The 21,306-nt window shown below is 55.1% G+C and carries 17 protein-coding genes; 14 read left to right on the top strand and 3 right to left on the bottom strand.

Annotated elements, in window-relative coordinates:
- Positions 1-298: 298 nt before the first annotated feature.
- The 10 genes from WB402_RS11420 to WB402_RS11465 all read left to right on the top strand — a co-directional run bounded on the left by WB402_RS11420 (position 299) and on the right by WB402_RS11465 (position 11,231).
- The gene (locus tag WB402_RS11420) at positions 299-604 is read left to right on the top strand and encodes an STAS domain-containing protein (RefSeq protein ID WP_424207938.1); all 306 of its coding nucleotides are present in this window, start codon (positions 299-301) and stop codon (positions 602-604) included.
- Positions 601-1,980, top strand: coding sequence for a methyl-accepting chemotaxis protein (locus tag WB402_RS11425; RefSeq protein WP_424207940.1), 1,380 nt, complete (start codon positions 601-603; stop codon positions 1,978-1,980). The genes WB402_RS11420 and WB402_RS11425 overlap by 4 nt, the downstream gene beginning before the upstream one ends.
- Before the next feature lie 11 nt (positions 1,981-1,991).
- The gene (locus WB402_RS11430) at positions 1,992-2,354 is read left to right on the top strand and encodes a response regulator (RefSeq protein WP_424207942.1); all 363 of its coding nucleotides are present in this window, start codon (positions 1,992-1,994) and stop codon (positions 2,352-2,354) included.
- Positions 2,355-2,358: 4 nt separating this feature from the next.
- Positions 2,359-4,425: a chemotaxis protein CheA gene (locus tag WB402_RS11435; RefSeq protein WP_424207944.1), complete on the top strand. Its 2,067-nt coding sequence runs from the start codon at positions 2,359-2,361 to the stop codon at positions 4,423-4,425.
- A 161-nt stretch (positions 4,426-4,586) separates the two neighbouring features.
- A complete protein-coding gene (locus tag WB402_RS11440; RefSeq protein WP_424207946.1) occupies positions 4,587-6,275 on the top strand; it encodes a methyl-accepting chemotaxis protein in 1,689 nt (562 codons plus the stop codon).
- Between the two features lie 77 nt (positions 6,276-6,352).
- On the top strand, positions 6,353-6,865 hold the full coding sequence (locus tag WB402_RS11445; RefSeq protein ID WP_424207948.1) for a chemotaxis protein CheW: 513 nt from the start codon (positions 6,353-6,355) through the stop codon (positions 6,863-6,865).
- A 31-nt stretch (positions 6,866-6,896) separates the two neighbouring features.
- Positions 6,897-8,309 carry a methyl-accepting chemotaxis protein gene (locus tag WB402_RS11450; RefSeq protein WP_424207950.1) on the top strand — a complete coding sequence of 471 codons (1,413 nt, stop codon included), beginning with the start codon at positions 6,897-6,899 and terminating at the stop codon, positions 8,307-8,309.
- A gap of 286 nt (positions 8,310-8,595) precedes the next feature.
- Positions 8,596-9,492 carry a CheR family methyltransferase gene (locus WB402_RS11455; protein WP_424207952.1) on the top strand — a complete coding sequence of 299 codons (897 nt, stop codon included), beginning with the start codon at positions 8,596-8,598 and terminating at the stop codon, positions 9,490-9,492.
- Complete coding sequence (locus tag WB402_RS11460) at positions 9,489-10,094, top strand: hypothetical protein (RefSeq protein ID WP_424207954.1); 606 nt, start codon at positions 9,489-9,491, stop codon at positions 10,092-10,094. Before WB402_RS11455 ends, WB402_RS11460 begins: the two co-directional genes overlap by 4 nt.
- Positions 10,095-10,130: 36 nt before the next feature.
- Positions 10,131-11,231 (top strand): protein-glutamate methylesterase/protein-glutamine glutaminase, encoded by a 1,101-nt coding sequence (locus tag WB402_RS11465; protein ID WP_424207956.1) that lies wholly within the window; start codon positions 10,131-10,133, stop codon positions 11,229-11,231.
- Between the two features lie 103 nt (positions 11,232-11,334).
- On the opposite strand, the gene WB402_RS11470 is transcribed toward WB402_RS11465, so the two are convergent.
- Positions 11,335-12,735: an OmpP1/FadL family transporter gene (locus WB402_RS11470; protein ID WP_424207958.1), complete on the bottom strand. Its 1,401-nt coding sequence runs from the start codon at positions 12,733-12,735 to the stop codon at positions 11,335-11,337.
- A gap of 374 nt (positions 12,736-13,109) precedes the next feature.
- Between WB402_RS11470 and WB402_RS11475 the strand changes: the two genes are divergently transcribed.
- From WB402_RS11475 to WB402_RS11490, 4 genes are all read left to right on the top strand, one after another.
- Positions 13,110-14,636 (top strand): B12-binding domain-containing radical SAM protein, encoded by a 1,527-nt coding sequence (locus WB402_RS11475; RefSeq protein ID WP_424207960.1) that lies wholly within the window; start codon positions 13,110-13,112, stop codon positions 14,634-14,636.
- Between the two features lie 15 nt (positions 14,637-14,651).
- Complete coding sequence (locus WB402_RS11480; RefSeq protein WP_424207962.1) at positions 14,652-14,957, top strand: acyl carrier protein; 306 nt, start codon at positions 14,652-14,654, stop codon at positions 14,955-14,957.
- On the top strand, positions 14,954-16,318 hold the full coding sequence (locus tag WB402_RS11485) for a beta-ketoacyl-[acyl-carrier-protein] synthase family protein (RefSeq protein ID WP_424207964.1): 1,365 nt from the start codon (positions 14,954-14,956) through the stop codon (positions 16,316-16,318). The genes WB402_RS11480 and WB402_RS11485 overlap by 4 nt, the downstream gene beginning before the upstream one ends.
- Positions 16,319-16,542: 224 nt before the next feature.
- Entirely contained in the window at positions 16,543-17,436 is an 894-nt protein-coding gene (locus WB402_RS11490; protein WP_424207966.1) for a crotonase/enoyl-CoA hydratase family protein, read from the top strand.
- Positions 17,437-17,473: 37 nt separating this feature from the next.
- Here WB402_RS11490 and WB402_RS11495 read toward each other — a convergent pair whose 3' ends face one another.
- Together WB402_RS11495 and WB402_RS11500 are read right to left on the bottom strand one after the other, a co-directional pair.
- Entirely contained in the window at positions 17,474-20,047 is a 2,574-nt protein-coding gene (locus WB402_RS11495) for an ATP-binding protein (RefSeq protein WP_424207968.1), read from the bottom strand.
- 6 nt (positions 20,048-20,053) lie between these two features.
- The gene (locus WB402_RS11500) at positions 20,054-21,106 is read right to left on the bottom strand and encodes an HD domain-containing phosphohydrolase (protein WP_424207970.1); all 1,053 of its coding nucleotides are present in this window, start codon (positions 21,104-21,106) and stop codon (positions 20,054-20,056) included.
- Positions 21,107-21,306: the final 200 nt, after the last annotated feature.

Genomic DNA, 21,306 nt, shown 5'->3' on the forward strand with positions numbered 1-21,306 from the left:
GTAATATCCTGCCGTTACCGGACCTCATCCCCCCCTTAATCTGTAGGGATCTGCTTTATTTGCTGTTCCCGTCTCCCGGGAAGACCCTGCTCGCTCGCGAAAATGGCTAGTTATCGCTGTTTTTGCGGCTAACCCCCTTGCTCCTGCGTGTCTGCGCCCCTGCTGCAATCCCGGGACTGGCACGGCTATTGCTATAACTATATGAGGATGTTTGCAGGTTCCCCGGCCAATCCCGGGGTAACGGCAGGTACATGGCCACCTGAGGCCACGAAAAGGATAGGTCGTGACAGGAAATAGTATGGATCCGGTTCACATCGAACATACCGCCGATACGACGCATGTGTTGCTAGAGGCGGTGCTAGGCATTGTCGATGCCCAGACGCTTCATGAAAAGCTGAGCACGGTGCTTGCCTGCGCCACACCAGTGGTGCTTGACGGCAGCCGGGTCGAACGTCTGGATGCCGCCGCCATGCAGGTGTTGGCATGTTTTTGCCGCGCGGCCCGCGAACGCGGTCTGGCGATCAGTTGGCAAAGCCCGTCTTCTGGTTTGCAGCAGGCCGCACAATGGCTCGGCCTTGAATTTATTCTTGAGATGAAATCATGAACGGACCGCTTTCTTTCAACTCGTCTGTTCTGGCGCACTCGGCCTCCTGGCCGCGTTGGTGGCTGTGGGCTGTCGTGGGCATGGTGGTTTCCCTGTCGTGGTCGGTGCCGTTCATACCCTGGTGGGCGGGGTTGGGCAGCGGTTTATGCGCCGTTCTCACGCTGACCATCCTGGCGTTTTACGCCCGCAAGCAGTACGAGGAAAAGCCGCTGGAAGGAGAGGAAGTACTCGGCGGGCACGATGCAAAACAAGTCCTCGATCAAGTGGATGCGCTGATGTCGCCATCCAACGATATTGAACAGATTCCCCAAGTCGATGAAGTGTTGCAGAACATGGCGGCGGATAACCAGCGTCGCCGTCTCGAGGATCTGATGCGTCGCTGGGTAGACGTGGCACAACGTTACAGCGAAGCCGCGCTCGTGTTGCGCAAGGATATCTACTCGGTGATCAAGCAGACCGAGCAGGCCGCCAATACCATCGCCAGCAGTTTCGAGGCGGTGATCAACAAGGCCACCATTCAGGCACGGCAGGCGATGGAACTCCTCGAAGGCACGCAAGGCGCCACGAGCGACGGCATCCCCCAGTCGCTGAAAGATTTCATTCAGGTATCGGATGAACGGCTCAACAAAATGGCCGACGAGGTCGTTCGAGTGGCGGATCTGTCGGTCAATATGGTACGCGAACTTGACGGTGTCCAGAACCGTACCCAGGCGATCGACGGGTTCCTTCTCGACGTGGAGAAGCTGGCCGACCAGACCAGCCTGCTGGCGCTGAACGCCGACATCGAAGCGGCGCGCGTCGGCGAACACGGGCGCGGTTTCTCGGTCGTGGCATCCGAAGTCCGGCGCCTCAGCAAGCGCTCGCATGAATTCAGCGATCGCATACGCGTACATCTCAAGGAAGTCAGAACCGGTCTGAGCAAGACCTACGGCAACATGCGCATGCTGTCCGCGGCTGATATGGAGCACGCTCTTCAGATCAAGGAGGACGTGGTTTCGCTCACGCGGTCGCTGGAAGACAAAAACCGCGAAGTGGCCGAAACCGTCAGCTGCATCAACGAGATCAGCAAGGAAATCGCGCAAGACGTGCGCAACGTCGTCGTCTCCCTGCAGTTCCACGATATTACCAGCCAGAAACTGAGCGGCATGCTGGAACCGATGGATGACCTGCGCCGCTCGCTGTATCACCTGATGCAGGAAACAATCAATCTCGACAAGAGCCTGCTCAAGAACCTGCCGAATAACGAGCGCTGGCTGTCACGCATGCGTGAAGAACCCGCGCAGGAACCGGTAGCAAAACCAACGAAAAACGCTGTCCACGAATCACGCACAATCCACCAGGCCACGGATGACGGGCCCGCGGTGGAGTTGTTCTGAAGGAGGCCACTATGGCAACTATACTCACCGTCGACGATACCGCCTCAATGCGCCAGATGATCAGTTTCACGCTGCACAGCGTGGGGCATGAAGTCATCCAGGCCTCGGATGGCCAGGAAGCGCTCAAAGTCCTCGAGGGGAAAAAGGTCGATCTGGTGATCGCGGACATCAATATGCCCAACATGGACGGGATTACTCTCTTGAAATCCCTGCGTGCATTGGCGGAATACAAGTTCACACCCGTTCTCATGCTCACCACCGAATCGCAGGAAGCCAAGCGCCAGCAGGGAAAAGTCGCCGGCGCCACCGGATGGATCGTCAAACCCTTCAATCCGGAACAATTGTTAACCGTGGTGAAAAAGGTGCTGGGATAAGGCCATGGCCATCGACATGCGCCAATTTCACCAGACATTCTTCGAGGAGAGTTTCGAAGGGCTGTCGGTCATGGAAGCCGAATTACTACGTCTGGAAAAAACAGCGTCTGCAAGCGGTCAAGACACCGTGAACGCCGACCCTGAAATTCTCAATACCATTTTTCGCTCCGCCCATTCCATCAAAGGCGGAAGCAGTACCTTCGGATTCGGCGATGTCGCGGCTTTTGCGCATGTGCTCGAATCGCGGCTCGATGCCCTGCGCGATGGCCGCTCGTTGCCGGACCGGCGCGTGGTGGGCCTGTTGCTGTTGGCCGTAGACTGTCTGCGCAGCCTGATCATCGCGGCCAAGACAGGAAAGGGGGCTGACCAGAATGCCATCGAGGCGGTGCGCGTGCAGCTCGAGAGGCTGGGAAACGAGAGCACGGTTTTGCCGGCAACGGGGAAAACCCCGACACAACCCGGGGCGCTAACGACAACGCTATGGCACATTCTGTTTCGGCCGAATCCGCGAATGTTTCACACGGGCAACGATCCGTTGCGCATTCTGCGCGAGCTTGCCGGGTTGGGAAAACTGAAAACAAGCGCTGATGTTTCACGTCTGCCATCCTGGGAACAACTGAATCCTGAAGAGTGTTATCTCTCCTGGAATGTCGAGTTTGCCGGACCCGCCACACGCGAGGCGATCGCTGAAGTATTCAGCTGGGTGCTGGACGAGTGCCACCTGGAAATCACACCCAACACGATGCCGGCACCGACGCTGTCGCAACGCAGCGTCGCTGAGGCGGTTGCCTCCATAGACACTCATACCGACACTCTTCGTGTCAGCGTGCCAAAAGTCGACGCGCTCATCAACACCGTGGGCGAACTGGTGATCACGCAAACCATGTTGAGTCAGCTGACGACTAACTTCTCATTTGACAATCTCTCCAAGCTTTTTGCCGGTCTCGAGCAGCTGGAACGCAACACCCGCGAACTGCAGGAAAGCGTCATGCGTATACGGATGCTGCCATTGAGTTTCGCCTTCAACCGTTTGCCGCGTCTTGTACATGACATGAGCCAGAAGCTCGATAAAAAGGTGGAACTTATCATCAGCGGGGAGCAGACAGAGATCGACAAAACCGTGATTGATCATCTGATCGACCCGCTGCTGCACCTGGTGCGCAACAGCCTGGACCACGGCATCGAACCGCCGGCGGAGCGTGTTGCCGCCGGCAAGTCTGAAACCGGAACCATCGAAATTAAGGCCTTCCAAAAAGGCGGAAACGTCATCATCGAAATTCGCGATGACGGTCGTGGCTTGCAGCATGACCGGATTTTTTCCAGAGCCGTCAAAAATGGCTTGATTGCTGCTGACGCTAAACTTTCGGTGCAGGAAATTGAAGAAATGATTTTCCTTCCGGGTTTTACAACAGCCGAGATGGTGAACGACATCTCCGGCCGCGGAGTTGGCATGGATGTTGTGCGCAACAACATCCATCGTTTGGGTGGAAGCGTGGAAATTACGTCGCAGAGTGGACGCGGCACCTGCTTTACCGTGCGCCTGCCACTGACGCTGGCGATCTTGGACGGTCTGAGCGTGCAAGTCGGCGCACACACCTACATATTGCCGCTGGTAAGCATCATAGAATCGGTGCGCATTCGTCCCGAGCAGGTCAGTCGTCCGGTCGGCGGCGGCGAATTGTTCAGTATGCGCAATGAATATCTGCCGCTAATCCGGCTCTATCAGCTTTTCGGCATCGAGTCGCGCTCCACGGATTTTACCCAGGGGCTGCTTGTTATCGTCGAGGCTGACGGCAAGAAGGCGGGGCTATATGTGGATGATCTGCTGGGTCAACAGCAGATTGTGATTAAAAGTCTCTCCGCCCACTACCGCAAGGTCGAAGGTATTTCCGCGGCGACGATACTGGGCGATGGCAGCGTGGCCATGATCCTGGATGTGGCGGGCCTGATCATCATGGCGCATGCGGGCTCAGTCCAACGCAAATCCGCTAACAATGAGAGCGCTCCCGTGACGAAGTATTGCGAATTGCGCGGGCCGTCTCCCGATGCTTCTCAGGGAATCAGAGGCTAACGCAATGTTAACAATTCATTTAATGAATGATGACGGTAATTTCTCCAAGTGCGGGAGGTCGTTTTCAAGACAGCCTTCCGGAACTGAAATAAACACCACCGGCGCGACGCATGGGCAGCGGGTTTTAATCTTCTTTATTGCGAAAGACTAGGTACACCACAATGCGCTTATATCACAAACTGTTTATTGGACCGGCATCGGCCATCCTGTTTTTCTTATTGTTCGGTTCCGTGACTATCTTTGCCATGTGGATGGAAAAGTCCGCCCTGGTGGATATATACGAAAACCGGCTTAGCCATTTCTCGGTAAGCACTCAGGCGGCACAAAAACTTGCCATGGTGCATTCGAGCGTATACCGCCTGCTGAGCGTGATTTCGACCTACGACAAAAAACTCGTCCATGAGATGTCTCAGGAACAACAGGACAGCATCGAAGGGATCATCACAGAACTGAATGAAGCATACCCGGCTAACAACACTCTTTCCCTCCAGTCGAAAGACCTGCTTGATCCGGTAATCAGCAGCCTGAGCAAGTATAAAACCGACGTGGCAGAAGCCGTCAATGTCGCCAGCACGGACAGCAAGCGCGGCATGGCGCAGATGCATAAAATGGCCGATTACACCTATGACACACTCATCGTGAATCTCACCAACCTGGTGGCGCATGAATCGAGCCAGGCCAAAGCTAGTTACAACGATGCCATTGCGACGTTCAACCAGTCCTTGTACATCGCCGTAATTGTCCTTCTGGCCGCGTGTGTGGTCACCATGCTGATCAGCGCATACATGGGGCGACTGATTTTACGTCCCTTGATGCAGGCGGTGCGAATCGCCAAACAGGTTGCCGGCGGTGACCTGACCAGCCGGGTCGAGGTTTATTCCAAAGACGAAACCGGCCAGCTGTCGCAATCACTGAAAGAGATGAATGCCAGTCTCGCTGGCATCGTCTCGAACGTGCGCTCGGGCGCCAACTCAGTCGCCATTGCCGCCAAGGATATAACCATCGGAAATGACGAACTTTCTCAACGTACCTCGGCGCAGGCCTCCAGCCTTGAGGAAACCGCCGCAAGTCTCGAGGAGCTTACCACGACGGTTAAACAGAATGCCGAAAATTCCATGCAGGCCAACCAACTGGCCAGCAACGCCTGTGACATTGCCGTCAAAGGCGGCCGGGCTGTCGCACAAGTTGTCGTTACGATGGGTGCGATTACCGAGAGCTCCAGGAAAATTGTCGATATCATCAGCGTGATCGAAGGTATCGCCTATCAGACCAACCTGCTGGCACTGAATGCCGCGGTCGAAGCCGCGCGCGCCGGAGAACAGGGCCGTGGATTCGCCGTTGTCGCCAGCGAGGTGCGCAACCTTGCCCGACGGTCAGCGGATGCCGCCAAGGAAATTAAGTCACTGATCGACGATTCGGTGAGCAAGGTCGATAACGGATCCGAGTTGGTGCATGAGGCGGGTCGGACGATGAGCGAGATTGTGGGCAGCATCAAGAAGGTCAGCAATATTGTCGCCGAGATCGCGGCTGCGTCCAACGAACAAAGCGCCGGCATCGAGCAAGTCAACCAGGCGATCGTACAGATGGACGGCGTAACGCAACAGAATGCCGCCATGGTTGAGGAGGCCTCAGCCGCCGCGGCGGCTCTGGAAGAGCAGGCGAGAAAGCTGAATGAAGCAGTGAATATATTCACGCTGGCGGAATCGAGAAGCGGGGCGAATGGAACCACGGCTGATCCTGCTCAATCAAGGACAGAGATACATACGGGCAATGTGCGTCCACTGATTTCCGCTGCACATACAGCATCACCTTCAGGAACGGCTCAACGTAAGTCGATAGCGGGAGCCTAACCTGAAGTGTTGATGGCAAGAATTAAGTACGTCACCGATTGCGGTGGAATTGAACGATTAAGTCAAGGAGTAATGTTATGAAGACCGCGCACGCAACGATCGAGAAAATCAAGCCCTCGATAACCGAGGAACAGTTCCTCACATTCAAATTATGTGGGCAGGAATATGGCATCAGCGCCCTCAAGGTTCAGGAAATCAAGGGTTGGGAAAAGGTGACTCCGATTCCCAATAGCCCCGCTTACATTCGCGGCGTGCTTAATCTTCGCGGTCTGATAGTCCCGGTCATTGATCTGCGAATGCGCTTCAATATCGAGGAAATCGCTTACACGGCCATCACCGCCATCGTGGTGGTGAACATTAGCGAAAGATTGGCTGGTCTCGTCGTCGACTCCGTCAGCGATGTAATCGAAGTCAGCGAAGAACAACGCTGTATCGCACCCGATTTTGAAGGCCAAAAGGATCGAGAGTTCATCAGTGGACTGGCTCAGATCGACGGCAAGCTGCTCATTCTGTTGGATGTCGACAGGCTGATCAATCCGGAGTTATTGGACAAGAAAGACACAATAGAGGCGGATGTTCCCACATTGTAAACATGCGAGTTATCGCAAAAGAAGGTAAGTCATGGAAATGTACTATGCAAAAGGTGTGAACCTGCGTGTCAAGATGATCGCCGCCGCGATCCTGATGACGTTACTGGTGCTCGGTGGCGGGATACTCGGACTACGGAGTCTTGCGCAAGTCATGAGTCCCCTTGAGGAAATGCAGGTCCTCGTCAAGGACAACACGGCGCTCGCCAGCAGCATTGCGCCGCAGTACGAGAAGGCGCAGGCGGTATATCAAAAATACCGACTGGTTACGATCGGCGTCGTCTTAGCGGCGCTGATCATGGGAGTCGGAATTGCGATTTATTTCATACGCACGGTCTCGGAACCGCTTAATCGGCTTGTCGGAGCCATGCAGCGTGTTGCCAATGGCGATCTTACCGTCACTCTATTCACCGACAGGAGGGATGAGGTCGGTCAGGCCATCGGCGCGCTCAACGTGCTGGTGGACGAGTTCCACGAAAGCATGCTGCACGTCTCGCGTGCCGCCGAATCGGTGGCAAGTGGCTCCCAGGAACTTAGCTCGGCGGCGGGACAGCTTTCCTCCTCCGCGCAGGAACAGGCGAGCTCGCTCGAAGAGACCGCGGCTTCGATGGAAGAGATGACCAGCACGGTGAAACAGAACGCCGATAACGCCCTCCGGGCCGACAAGGTCGCGCTCGATGCGCGCGAAGCGGCGAATGAGGGTGTGGTGATGGCATCCTCGGTGAGACGTTCCATGGAGGCGATCAACACCAGTGGCACCAAGATTGCGGACATTATCAGCGTTATTGACGAGATCGCATTCCAGACCAATCTTCTGGCACTCAACGCGGCGGTCGAGGCAGCGCGTGCCGGCGAGCAGGGACGCGGCTTCGCCGTGGTCGCCTCCGAGGTGCGCAACCTCGCCCAGCGCAGCGCTTCGGCGGCCAAGGAAATTAAAACATTAATCCAGGACAGTGTGGAAAAAGTCCAGGATGGCACGCAGCTCGTGAACTCCTCGAGCAAGACGCTCGAAAGTATTGTCGAAAGCGTGAAAAACACGGCCGAGATCATCGCCGAAATCAGCACCTCGAGCCAGGAACAGGCTTCCGGCATCGAACAGGTCAACCGGGCCATCATGCAGATGGACGGCGTTACCCAGTCCAATGCCGCCCAAGTCGAGGAACTTTCCGGCACGAGTCAATCGTTGGCGGCGCAGGCGGAACAGATGATGGGCATGGTCTCGCATTTCACTCTGAAAACCGAAGCGGTAAAACACTTCGTCTCCAGCACGGGTGTTGGTGAAAAAATGAAGACGGCCGCTTCAGACAGCAAGCCAACAGGTTCACTCGTAACTTCGGAATCTGGCTCGTCGGGAAAGTCAGTCAAAGCCCGGAATGTGCAGTACCTCAAACCAAGGGTTGTCGCGCAGAAGGCCAGTTCGGGTGGAGGCGACTGGACGGAATTCTAGACTGACTCCGTCTTCATAAAATCAGGGGGCGTGGCGAAAAAACCGCCACGCCCCGAACAAAACCAGCAGTGGCGCAGGATTATTGAGGCGGCATGAATCAACCCGAACATTTGAGCTGGTCTATTCACGCCACGGTCATGAACCGAGACCGTTTTACCGCCTCAATAATCGAAAAATCATTAATGATTTTCGTTATTGACCCGGCACGTCCGAGGCGCCATCCAGGCCGGGAAACATTCAGCGATAGCCGTCTTCCTTCAAGATGGATCGTGCCGGGTCAATAACCATGGTAATCAGCCACACCGCCTCAAAAAATAGCAGATCCTTGCTGGATGACAGCCGGCTGACTATCACGGACAAGGAATTCCGGCATTTGCGCGAGTTTATTCATATGCACAGCGGGATTGCACTTTCCGATCACAAGCGCGCACTCGTGTGCTCGCGCCTCGCCAGGAGACTGCGTCACCATAACCTGCAGCACTATTCCGAGTACTACAGGCTTTTGACCGAGAACGATCATGACGGGCTTGAACTGGTGGCGATGATCAACTCCATCACCACCAACAAAACCGATTTTTTCCGTGAACCGCATCACTTCCGCTTTCTGGCCGAAGAAATATTCCCGGCGTACCGGAATAATCCGAAACGCGAACGTCCGATCCGCCTGTGGAGCGCTGCCGCGTCGACCGGAGAAGAAGCTTATTCGCTCGCCATGACTTCCCTGGAAGCAATGCCATCCTTCAACGAGCGGGATATCTGCATACTTGCCACCGACATCGATACCGACGTCCTGTCACGCGCCGAGAACGGTGTATATACCCACGAACAAGGCAAACACATTCCCGAAGCGTTATTGCGCCGCTATTTTCTAAAAGGGCAGGGTAGCCATGAGGGCGAGATTCTGGCCAAACCTGTGCTGAAATCGTTGGTCCGTTTTCGCCGCCTCAATCTGCAGGACGATCCTTGGCCCATGCAGACGCCGTTCGACGTGATTTTGTGCCGCAATGTGCTCATCTATTTCGACAAGCCGACACAGCTGAAACTTTTCCGGCGCATGGCGGGTATGCTCAAAACTGGCGGCTATCTGATGCTAGGTCATTCGGAGGCCATCTATGGCCTGGTCGATTACTTCAAACCGGTGGGTCATAGCATCTACCAGTGTCGCGGGAAGGTCGCTTCATGAAACCGGAGCAGCCTCAGCGCATCAACGGTAACAGTCTCCCGAAGAATCTTGACGCAGATCTCGCTCGAATCACCATCAATATCGGCGGCCTGCACGCGAGTTGCAAGCCGCTGTTACTGGACACAGTACTGGGTTCCTGCATCTCCGCCTGTTTGTACGACCCGGTATCGGGCATCGGTGGCATGAATCATTTCATGTTGCCGGAGGGCGCCGATCCGGGCAATCCGACGAGCGCGCGCTACGGCGTCAACGCCATGGAACTGCTGATCAGTCAATTGATGAAGCTCGGCGGCGAGCGTCGCCGCTTTCAGGCCAAAGTTTTCGGCGGCGGTCACGTGCTCAAGATTCGCGAGAGTCTCGACGGCGTTCCACAGCGCAATATCGATTTTGTAAGGCGGTTTCTGGAAACTGAACAGATTCCTGTTATTAAGGAAGACGTGGGCGGCTATCAGCCGCGCCGCGTGCTGTTCCACACGCACACGGGCAAGGTATTCCTCAAATACCTCGGCAATAACGAGGCAGAGCGCACCGCCGAGGAAGAAATGGTCTACCTGATCAGCCTGAAGAAACAGAAGCTCGATGGCGATGTCACGCTCTTCTGACATGAGCACAATCACGGATACCAGATTGGCGCTGCCATGAAAGAAACAAGGAAAATAAAGGCCCTCATCATCGATGACTCCGCGGTCATGCGTCAGATGCTGACAACCATCCTGCACGAGGACCCGGCCATCCATGTCGTGGGAACAGCCGCCAACCCTCTCATTGCGCGCGAAAAGATCAAGGCGCTCAAGCCGGATGTGCTGACTCTCGACGTGGAGATGCCCGGTATGGATGGCATTACCTTCCTCGAAAAACTGATGCGCTTGCATCCACTGCCCGTGGTCATGGTGTCTTCGCACACGGAAAAGGGCGCCGCCGCCACGTTGCGCGCGCTCGATCTGGGTGCCGTGGATTTCGTCGCCAAACCGCAAGGGGGGGTGCGTGAAGGCATGACCCATGAGCTCATGGATGAAATCCGCGAGAAAGTCAGAACCGCCGCCAGCGCGCACGTGCGCGCGGCGGCGCCAACGGCGCGTTCTGTCGGGCCCCTGATTCGACAACCCCAGGTAACATTGCCAATTTCCCGCGAAGGCATAATCGTTATCGGCGCCTCGGCCGGTGGAACGCAGGCAATCGCCGAGATCACGGAGAGACTGCCACGAGACACGCCCGGCATCGCCATCGTGCAGCACATGCCGCCGAAATTCACAGCATCGTTTGCCGAACGGCTCAACAATCAGTGCGCACTGGAAGTCCGTGAAGCCAAAAGCGGCGATCGTTTGAAGCAGGGTGTGGCGCTCGTCGCCCCGGGCGGTTACCACCTGGAGATCATGCGTGCAGGCGGTGGTTATGCTGTCAGGGTTTTCGAAGACGAACCCGTCAACCGGCACCGACCGTCTGTCGATGTGCTTTTCAATTCCGCGGCGCGCATTGCCGGAGCCGATGCCCTGGGCATTATTCTCACGGGCATGGGTGGTGACGGTGCGCGCGGCTTGCAAGCGATGAAAATGGCCGGTGCATATACCATCGCCCAGGATGAAAAAAGTTGCGTGGTTTTCGGGATGCCGGAACAGGCGATTCGCCAGGGCGGTGTTTGCGAAATAGCGTCACTCGATAGAATCGCTGAACGCATCCTGGAATGGGCGAACACTGAAGATAAGTTTGTAAGTAGCTATAGCGGCGATAAATCACTGTAGCATCGCGAGAGTCGTAAAGTAATTGTGGCGGTTCTCAACCGCAGGACGGCACGGGGTTGATCAATGGTTGATGACCCCGAGTCCTTCATTGCCCACTCAAGATTCAGAACATGTAGTTGAGCTGGGCGCTGAGAAGATCGATGTTGTTCTTGTAGGTGCCCTGGAGGTTCTGAGCCACGGAGGCCTCCGTGGTGTTGTTGATGTGGCTGTCTTTGAGGAACAGATGGGCATATCCCACGTCGAATGACAGCTGATTGCTGGCCGCGTAAGTCATCCCAAGCGAAAACCAGGTCCGGTTGTTGTCAGGAAGGCGTACCGTGCGATGCTCGTCATCCGGCACCGGGGTCTGGTCGTAGGCCACACCACCGCGCAGCTTCATGCGGTCGTCCAGTTTGTACGACAGGCCCGCCGAATAGCGCAACGTGTTTCTCCAGTTCTCGGTGGTCACCGAATCGGGCTGTGCCGCGTTGCCGTACTTCACGCGCAGCTCCTTAAACTTGTTCCACTGGGTCCAGGTGATGTCGCCCATGAGTTCGAGCTGCGTGCTGAGCGCGTGCGCGGCGCTCACCGAGAGGGTCGCCGGAAGATCGAGGTCGGCGCTGTCGGAGGTGTTGGTGAATAAGGTGGAACCGGCGCCTGTCAGGAAGGCGTTGAACGCCGCCGAACGGGTGAAAGTAGCGTCGCCCTCGATGCTCTGCTTGACCGACGAGCGATAGGCGACACCGATGCGCGTGCCGTCCATGGGCTTGTACAGCAGGCCGAGATTGAAGCCGTAGCCCCAGTCTTCACCCTTGATCTTGGCATAACTGTCGGTTGCGTTATTGCCGGGCGTCAGGCCGGCTGGCGCGCAGCTTACCGCTGGATTACCGCCGAGCCGAAGCACCTGCGCATAGCAGATCGCGCCGGAATCTATCGCCGATGTCAGCTCGGCGCTGATGTACTGCGCGCTGATGCCGCCGCCGAGCGACAGCTGATCGTTGAGTTTGAAGGCGAGCACGGGATTGATGTTGATCGTTTCCACGGAGGATTTGATGCCGTGATAGCGGCCGATCCAGTCGTTGCTGTAGTCGGTGGAAAGACCGAACGGTACGCTGATGCCGAGACCGAACTTGGTCTGAGGGTTGATGTCGCTCACGAAGTAGAGATTGGGAACGACTGCATTCACGCCACCATCTTCGGCCGCGCCGGGGGTGGTGTAGGGGATGTTGCCCAAGGTCGTCTCCCTGGCGCTGGCGTCGGTAAGCTTGGCGCTGGGTCTAACGCTATGGGCGGCAACCGAGAACTGCGTGCCTTTCAACTCGGTTATGGCCGCGGGATTGAAAAACTGGACGCTGGCGTCGTCGACGGCGGCCGCCCCGCCGGCAAAGGCGTTGCCCATACCGCTGACGCTCTGCTCGATCAGCGCAAAACCCGCCGCCGCCGCCGCGCCCGAGAATCCACCCAATACCAGGGTGACGGCGAGCGGTAGTATCTTGTACGGGAACATATTGTGATTCTGATTCATTTATACGTCCTCCGGATGATTTATCCTACCTTTACTTCTTATAGCAAATCCGCAAAGGCTCTGCCCGTGGGTGCTGCGGGCCGCAGCGGGAAGGCAGGTAGCTACGCCGGCCGCGGAGATACACCACAAATCCAGGAGCCCGGCATTCACCGTGTTCTAGCTGTGCGCGGTCGTTGCTAAAAACATTGATATCCGGCTATAGGGTTATACCTTGTGTGGGCTATTGGCGACATGCTGATCCTGGTGTTCCACGCAGCTGGACCAATGGAAACATGAGCTACATCAAGTCTTTATTGTCTGACTTTATGGTAGACTCCAAACATTAACGCGTCAGGATAAACCGCGGAACACGGACGTATGGATGCAGGAGCATCATGACCAAGCTTCGGGTAGTTCTCATCAAACCTAGCAAATACGCGATAGACGGTTCGGTGGAGCGTTTTAAAAAGGGATACATGCCCAATGCCACCTTGTGGCATATCGCCAGTTTGACACCAGAGCGAATTGGCGACGTCCCTGTCACGGTTCACACTGTGGACGAGTACGTTTGGCAGGACCTCGACTATCTTCGCTTGCTGCACCATGATCCCGACGTCACCACGCTAATCGCATTGGTTGGCGTTCAATCTCACCAGTTTCATCGGGCGCTGGATCTGACTGCCTACGCTCTCCATCATGGCGTGCGCCATTGCATCATCGGCGGACCGCACCCCATGACCTGCGACACCACTTCGCTCCAGGGTCGAGGCGTGAGCTTCGCGCTGGCCGAGGCGGAACTGATCTGGCGCGAAATCCTGGAGGATGCCGTGGCGGGTGAATTACGTCCTGTCTATGGTGCTGAACGACGCTGGGCGGAACAATTACCGTCAGTTGTAATAAACCCGCCGAGTTCGACTGACTTGGCCCGATATGGAGCGCCCATATTAGGACTCTATCCTGTGCGTGGTTGTCCGTATAAGTGTAATTATTGCTCCGTTATCAAGATCTCGGGCAGGCAAGTGCGCAGTCCGGATATAGAAAGCACACTGGAGAGTTTACGGCGGGCGAAACGCGCGGGTGTCAAACTGATCATGTTCGTGTCGGACAATTTCAACAAGTTTCCCGGAGTTCGAGAACTGCTGCATGCCATAATAGATGAGGATATAGGACTCCGGTTTTTCTGCCAATGCGATGCTCAGATTGCGAAGGATCCGGAATTAATAGCATTGCTTGGTCGCGCCAATTGTGTTGAGATGTTCGTAGGCATCGAATCGTTCAATCGCGAGGTACTCAAAGCGGCGGGGAAACACCACAATCATCCGAAACTCTACGCCGAGATTATACGGTTGTGCAATGAAGCGGGCATTCGTCCTCATTTCTCTAACATCATCGGATTCGACGAGGATAACGAGGACGAGATTCATCATCACCTCGGCGTATTAAAGTCGCTGCATCCACGGGTGGCTTCTTTTTACATTTTGACACCCATACCAGGAACCGAGCAGTACGATGACTTCCGAAAAAAGGGTCTTATTACAGAAAAGAACCTTGACCGCTTCGACGCCACCCATTCAACATGGTCGCATTCAAATCTGGCACGCGAGCGGCTCGAAAAGATGCTTTATCATTGTTATGTGGACTATTATGGATTCCTACTTAAGGCGGGCGGATTATCGGACGAGGAATTGCGTCTTGTTGTCTACTACCGGTACATAGCGGCGCAGCGAATCCATCCAATGTCCGGAGGGGTTGATCGATTGAGGGTAGACAGTGCGGCTGATTACTCTGACCTGCGGCGGACTGTTTACGACATTGATATTGCCCCGCTACCGGATAGTCTCAGGTTGTCATCCCACGACGAAACGCTTAATCGCCAAGCTGATTGGCGGTCCAAGCGCCACATCGAACTTGCATCAATATAGCCGACACAGCCATCCATGAGCGCGCCAGTCGTTACTGCTTTCCCAGACCAACCGAGTAGCAATTCCATGAACGTAAATGTACAGCAACGTGTGTTTAAAGTTATTGCCGATATTTTGAATCGAAAGGAAAGCGAAATCAGGCTGGATGCCTCCATACGCTCCGACCTTCAGGCCTCATCACTTGATCAAATGACCCTTTACGTTGCGCTCGAGGATGAATTTCAGCGCACGATGCCGCCCGAAGAGGTGACGGAGCTTATCACCGTCAAGGACATCGTCTCCTTCATCGACAGGAAGCTGCAAGAAACCACCTCCGCATGAACCGGCGGGTAGTTATTACCGGCGCTGGTGTCGTCAGCTCCCTGGGCATCGGCATGGATGAGTTCTGGTCCCAATGTCTCGAGGGCAAATCGGCGGTTGCAACCGTCCCGGCGAGCTGGCGGCACCACGATGAACTCCATTCTCGGATTTGGTCGCCTCTCCCTGAAATCGATCCCGAGTCCCTGGGCGTGGCGCGTGCGGAACGGCTGCAGCTCGACCCGGTAGCCATGCTCGCCCTTGGCGCCGCGCGCGAGGCCATAAGGCGCGCCGGATTCACCCTAGCTACTGCCGGCGAACGTTCACGCAACTTTGTGTTGTCGGGAGCGGACAGCGCGCGGACCGGTGTCTTTTTCGGAACTGGACTCGGTGGGGCGATCTCGTTCCTTCGGAATCACACCCATCATATATTCACCAAACCGCGTGCTGCCCTTGCAGCCTATGTTGAAAAACACGAAACCGCGGTTGATCGCGAGGTGCTGGAGGATATCGTCCAGCAGATGGCCCATGGAACGCGCTTCAACCCCTTCGAAGTGTCCATGGTGATGCCGAACTCGCCGTCGGCGGCGATAGGAATTAAATATAACCTCAAGGGACCGAATGAAACCTATTGTGTCGCGTGCGCCTCGGGCACCGTGGCCGTGGGTAATGCTTATCGAGCGGTGAGAGACGGCCGCGTTGACGTCGCCGTCAGCGGTGGTTGCGAATATTTCGCCGACGAACATGGCCACATCTTCCGCAGTTTCGACGTTTCAGGGACTCTGGTGCGGGATTACGCGGATGCTGAAACCGCGAACCGGCCTTTCGACGAGAAGCGCTCGGGCTTTCTGTTCAGCCAGGGCGGGTCGGCGGCGCTGGTTCTCGAAGAACTCGAACACGCGCAGCGTCGGGGCGCCACGATCATGGCGGAACTGATCGGTTTCGCAGAAACGTTCGACGCCCATTCCATGATGAGCCTTGCCCCGGGCGGCGGGCAGATCGAGCGCATGATACGCGGCGCACTGTCTGACGCCGGTCTCTCGCCTACGGAAATTGATTACATAAACGCCCACGGTACTGGCACCAGGAATAACGACGAGATCGAATCTGGTGTCATCGATCGCGTGTTCGGCAAATCCGTGTGGGTCAACTCGACCAAATCACTCCTGGGGCACACGATCGGCGCCAGCGGTGCGTTTGAAGCCCTGGTCACGGCCTTGACCCTGCGTGACGGCGTGACCCATGTATGCAAGAACCTTGACGCGCCCTTGCTCGATCTCAACTTCGTGCGCCATGTCGATCGTTTCGACCCGCAGGTGGGGCTGTCACAATCCTTTGCCTTCGGCGGACATAACGCGGCCGTGGTGATGCGTCGGTTCGATTAAAGCATGTGTAGTCATAGGATACTAGTGAAGTAACGATACGCGGAATTAAAAGCGTCGGCGTTACTCAAAGTCGAGCCGCCGGGACGGGGACATTCCCCGCGTCGCGCAAGGTAAAATCGATATCACTTGTTTTTCTGTTTCCTGCCTAGGATACTAGTTTCTTGGGTGCACGCTTGGGGTCAGCTAGAAAAGCGAACAGGGCTTGCAGCTGAGGGGGAGGTGAAATGAACAGCAAGCAACATGCGCATGCGTGCTTCACGCAAGAACATTATCGCGAGCTAGACATACGATATGAGCCGGAACACCGGGCCATATGGTGTTACCTGCGACCCACCTCCCGCCCCTGCTGCACTCCCGAACTCCTCGCCGAACTTGAACATTTCCATCGTGCCATCGAGCATCGTACAAAACTCGATGCCGAGACAGCCGAGCGGGACAGACTATGCTTTCTTGTGGTTGCCTCGCGCGTTCCTGGAGTGTTCAGTCTTGGTGGCGACCTCTCATTGTTTCTGAAGCTGATCCGCGCCCGCGAACGAGAAGGGCTGTTTCGCTACGCTAAGTCCTGCATCGATCTGTTGCATGTGAGCTATCATCTTCCTATTACGACAATAGCACTGGTCCAAGGAGACGCATTCGGAGGTGGCTTCGAGGGGGCGCTCACAAGCCGAGTAATCATTGCCGAACGACAGGCAAAGATGGGACTGCCTGAAATTCTGTTCAATCTTTTTCCTGGGATGGGTGCATATAGCTTGCTTGCGCGGAGGCTCGACCCAGCACGCGCAGAACGATTAATCCTCAGCGGACGCATGTATTCAGCCGAGGAACTCTATGAGATGGGCGTGGTGGACGTTCTAGCTGAAAACGACCAGGGGGAAGAAGCTGTTCATGCCTACATGAAAAAATATATGCGTGCGTCCAACGGTTACGACGCCATCCATAAAGTACGGCAAATATATCACCCCATCAGTTACGACGAACTCATGCGCATAGTTACGATCTGGGTTGACGCCGCGTTACAACTCAATGAACGAGACTTACGTATCATGGAACGGATATCACGCGCTCAGGAGAAACTTACAGTTTTTCGTCCAACTGCGGTGGTAAAACAACTCGCCTGAGAAGGAACAGCGGATATTCGTATATTGCGCAGTTTTCTTAGCCAGCCGCGCGCCTCTCCAAGTATGCCAAAAGTTCGTAACGCGCGGACTCATATTGCGTGATCAGGTCATGCATAAATGAAGAGGCCTCGTTGCGAAGCGTATCGTCCGGCAACCCGTGCATGCTTGCGCAGATATCGTAGAGTGCCTGCGCACCAACGCTGCCGGCGCTGCCTTTCATCGCATGTACAAGGTCCCTAAATTCCGCGTATTTTTTCAACCTCAAGGCTGTTTCCATATCGCCCAACAGCCGTTCTGTATCCTTCAGGAAGCCATGGATTAGTTCTGGTATAAACGAGGAACGCTTTCCCATAATCTCGAGGCTGGCGAGCGTCGCGTCATTCAGTACGTGGCTGGATGGCGATATGGCAACCGGCATGACAGTGGTTCGCACAGACACCCTGTCAGCAGAACTGCCGCTTGCCCCCTTTGGGGCAAGGCGATCGATTTGATCGAGCAATTTCGCGGGGTCGATGGGTTTCGTCAGATAGGCATCTACGCCAGCCTCTCGACATTCGTTCATTGCTTCGGTGGTGGCGTTCGCCGTCAGAACCAGAAAACGAACAGGGGAATCCTTCGGACCGGTGAACCGATAGATTTTCACCACTTCCAGACCGCTGACCACCGGCATTTGCATATCCAGTATCACCAGGTCAAAAGATTGCCTGCCCAGCGCGTCCAGCGCTTGTTCCCCGTTTGTCACCAGAGTAGGGCGGTGGCCTCCACTCTCGAGGATTTTGCTGATCACCTTTTGGTTAATGGCATTGTCTTCGGCGACCAGTATTTTGAGACCGGATTGCCTGATCCCCGCATGTCGTTTATAGCGATCGTTCAGCGATATCACGCTTTCATTCTCGTAGTGCTGCGCCGTGGTGCTGGCATGCAAGGCATTAAAAAGCAGTCGTTTTTCCACGGGGCTTTCCAGGACGTACGAATATCCCGCTTTTAGATATTCGTCAGCGGTCTTGTTGTCCGCTTTTATACGAATGAGCACGAGGGAAAGTTCGAATAGAGAGGATTCCGAGCGCGCCGCCGCGATGAATTGCAAGGCGTACATGTCGAGATGCTCCTGATCCACCAATACCGTGTGGAACGGCCGGCCGCTGTGCGCCGCATTTACCAGCAGTGCAAATGCCTGCGCGGCATTTTCCGCCATAGATAGCTCAACTTCCCATATTTTTAAATAACCAAACATGAGTGACCGGTTGCCCGTGCCGGATGAAATCATGAGCACACGGGTATCCACCAGCTTCTCCGTGTTGGCCAACATTTGCATTGCCAGCGCTTGCTTGTCGAAATTGATCTCGCACCAGAATGTCGAGCCGACGCCGGGCGTGCTGATCAGTCCTATGCGGCCGTTCATTAATTGTACAAGTTGCTTGGCTATGGTGGTCCCAAGGCCCGTTCCGCCATAACGGCGCGTGGTGGATGCGTCCGCCTGTGTGAAGCTTTCGAATATTCTAGCCTGCGCCTCCAGCGGAATTCCTATTCCTGTATCGATGACTTCAAACCTTATGTTGACAGTGGCGGGCACTTCCTTGAGCAATTTGACCCGGATTTCAATTTCGCCATGTTCCGTGAATTTAATCGCATTACCGACGAGATTGATCAGAACCTGGCGCACATGCAGTGGATCGCCGCGTAAAAGAAACGGGGTTTCCGGTGCGATGTGGACAGAAAAGTTAAGGCCTTTGGCATGCGCTTGGGGCGCCAGCATCATAGCGATGCTGTTGACAAGCCCATGCAGGTCGAAATCGGTTGTCTCCAGCGTGACTTTGCCGGCCTCAATCTTGGATATATCCAGGATATCCTCGATCAGGGTCAATAGCGTCTGCGCCGAGGCATGGATGGTTTGCGCATAGTCTTTCTGTTCCTGTTGGAGATCGGTTCCCATCAGCAGATGACTCATCCCGATCACTCCATTAAGCGGTGTCCGTATCTCGTGACTCATGTTCGCCAGGAACTCACTTTTTGCGCGACTTGCTTCGTTTGCACGAGTAAGGGCATCCTGAAGTTGACGCGCTAAACTGGCTACATATAAGGGAAGTACGATTAACGCAATCGTAAGTCCAACGCCTAGTGCGCGGTGAATAGCCCAGTATTCACTTACCGCGAGCACCAGCACAAAGCCGATTACACTCATGGCGGACGCTAGATATAGATATCGTGGTCCGTAGCGTAAGCCATTGCCAAAAGTAACCCATAGATACACGCCGTAAACCGCTGCTCCCACACTGTCTGTGAAATAGAGCACACACGTGGTCGTAAAAATATCAGCAAATATGCCAAGGACACGCCGCCAAACAGAAACTTTTGGAAAGATGACAATGGATGTAAGCACGGCAACGGAAAAGAGAACGAAAGATATCGTCAATATTATGATGCGCCATTCCTCACGGCTGATAGCGCTATCCGACAGCACTGAATTGATCAGATAAACAGAGGCGATCAAGCCAATCACAAGTCGAATTGCCGCCTGAGCATGCTCGCTGTCCGGGCGTTGCGCGAGCCTTTCACGCAAGAAAGCAAACATGCCTTGGTGAACCGGCGTGGCGTTGGCTTCCGTGCTCATCGTTCGCTATCCGTTTTTGACGGCAGGCAAATCGATGAATTTCTGACGGATACTGAGAATCTTCTCGAATTGAGAGTGGAAGGCTGCGATACAATCAGGATCGAAATGTTTTCCTATTTCTGCGTTCAAGTAATTGAGGGCGTCTTGTATCGGCCAGGCTTCTTTGTACGGCCGTGCAGACGTGAGCGCGTCAAATACGTCCGCGATCGCCACGATTCTGGCGGACAGCGGAATAGCGTCGCGTGCAAGACCATGGGGGTATCCCGTACCGTCATATCGCTCGTGATGGCCTAGCGCGATAACCGCTCCCATTTGCAGATATTTTGACGGGCTGTCGCGCAGGATCTCATAACCAAACAATGTGTGCTGCCTCATAACTTTGATTTCATCGGGCGAGAGGCGGCCGGGCTTGAGAAGAATCGTGTCGGTTATTCCAATCTTGCCAATGTCGTGCATCGGCGCGGCATACTCGATGAGTTCACATTCCTCGGCGCCAAGTCCCAGGCCATTCGCAATCAGGCGGGAATATCTCGCCATGCGTATGATGTGATTTCCTGTTTCCTCGTCCCGGTATTCGCCGGCTTTGGCAAGTCGCATCAGCGTCTCGTGTTCACGGCGTCGCACGTCCACGACAGCCTCGGCGAATTTCGATTCCAGCCACTTGGCGCGACCTTTGATGACCTGATGTTGACGACGCAGCTTGAGGAGGTTACTGCAACGTGTGCGGCATTCGCGATGGTCGATGGGTTTGGAAAGAAAATCAGTGGCGCCGGCGTCCAGGGCGTCATACAAGACTTTCTTGTCTTCCACGCCGGTAATCACCATCAGCGGAATATCCTTATAAATCTGTCGGAACCGTTTCGTGAACTCAACCCCGTTCATTAGCGGCATTTTAAAATCCGCCAGCACCAGATCAGGCTCGTGAATCTCGACGTATTCAAGCGCCTTCAATGGCTCAGCGAAAGTTTTCACGAATATCTCATCGTCCAGGGACACGACTAATTCTTCGAGAATCTTGCGGCTTGTGAATTGATCATCAATGATCACGATGGTGTCCATGGCATTCCACGCTCGGCGGTATCAGATACTTGAATCCAGAGATTTTCTGGCGTTCCCTTATATATAAATGTAGTTCTTTGGGCTGTGTTCGACAGACTTCAGTTCAATCGACAACTTCTTGAATACAAGCTGAATCGCAGGTGATACATTCTATTCTCCATGTATCTTATTGATTGCAGAGCCATTCCCAAGATTCTGTT

Origin of the sequence: Sulfuricaulis sp., from assembly GCF_049587675.1 — a bacterium.
In the GTDB taxonomy this organism is placed as follows: domain Bacteria; phylum Pseudomonadota; class Gammaproteobacteria; order Acidiferrobacterales; family Sulfurifustaceae; genus Sulfuricaulis.

What these genes read in the sequence shown, in the direction of transcription:
- WB402_RS11420 (WP_424207938.1), top strand. Translation starts at nt 299, where the DNA reads ATGGATCCGGTTCACATCGAACATACCGCCGATACGACGCATGTGTTG.
- WB402_RS11425 (WP_424207940.1), top strand. Translation starts at nt 601, where the DNA reads ATGAACGGACCGCTTTCTTTCAACTCGTCTGTTCTGGCGCACTCGGCC.
- WB402_RS11430 (WP_424207942.1), top strand. Translation starts at nt 1,992, where the DNA reads ATGGCAACTATACTCACCGTCGACGATACCGCCTCAATGCGCCAGATG.
- WB402_RS11435 (WP_424207944.1), top strand. Translation starts at nt 2,359, where the DNA reads ATGGCCATCGACATGCGCCAATTTCACCAGACATTCTTCGAGGAGAGT.
- WB402_RS11440 (WP_424207946.1), top strand. Translation starts at nt 4,587, where the DNA reads ATGCGCTTATATCACAAACTGTTTATTGGACCGGCATCGGCCATCCTG.
- WB402_RS11445 (WP_424207948.1), top strand. Translation starts at nt 6,353, where the DNA reads ATGAAGACCGCGCACGCAACGATCGAGAAAATCAAGCCCTCGATAACC.
- WB402_RS11450 (WP_424207950.1), top strand. Translation starts at nt 6,897, where the DNA reads ATGGAAATGTACTATGCAAAAGGTGTGAACCTGCGTGTCAAGATGATC.
- WB402_RS11455 (WP_424207952.1), top strand. Translation starts at nt 8,596, where the DNA reads ATGGTAATCAGCCACACCGCCTCAAAAAATAGCAGATCCTTGCTGGAT.
- WB402_RS11460 (WP_424207954.1), top strand. Translation starts at nt 9,489, where the DNA reads ATGAAACCGGAGCAGCCTCAGCGCATCAACGGTAACAGTCTCCCGAAG.
- WB402_RS11465 (WP_424207956.1), top strand. Translation starts at nt 10,131, where the DNA reads ATGAAAGAAACAAGGAAAATAAAGGCCCTCATCATCGATGACTCCGCG.
- WB402_RS11470 (WP_424207958.1), bottom strand. Translation starts at nt 12,735, where the DNA reads ATGAATCAGAATCACAATATGTTCCCGTACAAGATACTACCGCTCGCC.
- WB402_RS11475 (WP_424207960.1), top strand. Translation starts at nt 13,110, where the DNA reads ATGACCAAGCTTCGGGTAGTTCTCATCAAACCTAGCAAATACGCGATA.
- WB402_RS11480 (WP_424207962.1), top strand. Translation starts at nt 14,652, where the DNA reads ATGAGCGCGCCAGTCGTTACTGCTTTCCCAGACCAACCGAGTAGCAAT.
- WB402_RS11485 (WP_424207964.1), top strand. Translation starts at nt 14,954, where the DNA reads ATGAACCGGCGGGTAGTTATTACCGGCGCTGGTGTCGTCAGCTCCCTG.
- WB402_RS11490 (WP_424207966.1), top strand. Translation starts at nt 16,543, where the DNA reads ATGAACAGCAAGCAACATGCGCATGCGTGCTTCACGCAAGAACATTAT.
- WB402_RS11495 (WP_424207968.1), bottom strand. Translation starts at nt 20,047, where the DNA reads ATGAGCACGGAAGCCAACGCCACGCCGGTTCACCAAGGCATGTTTGCT.
- WB402_RS11500 (WP_424207970.1), bottom strand. Translation starts at nt 21,106, where the DNA reads ATGGACACCATCGTGATCATTGATGATCAATTCACAAGCCGCAAGATT.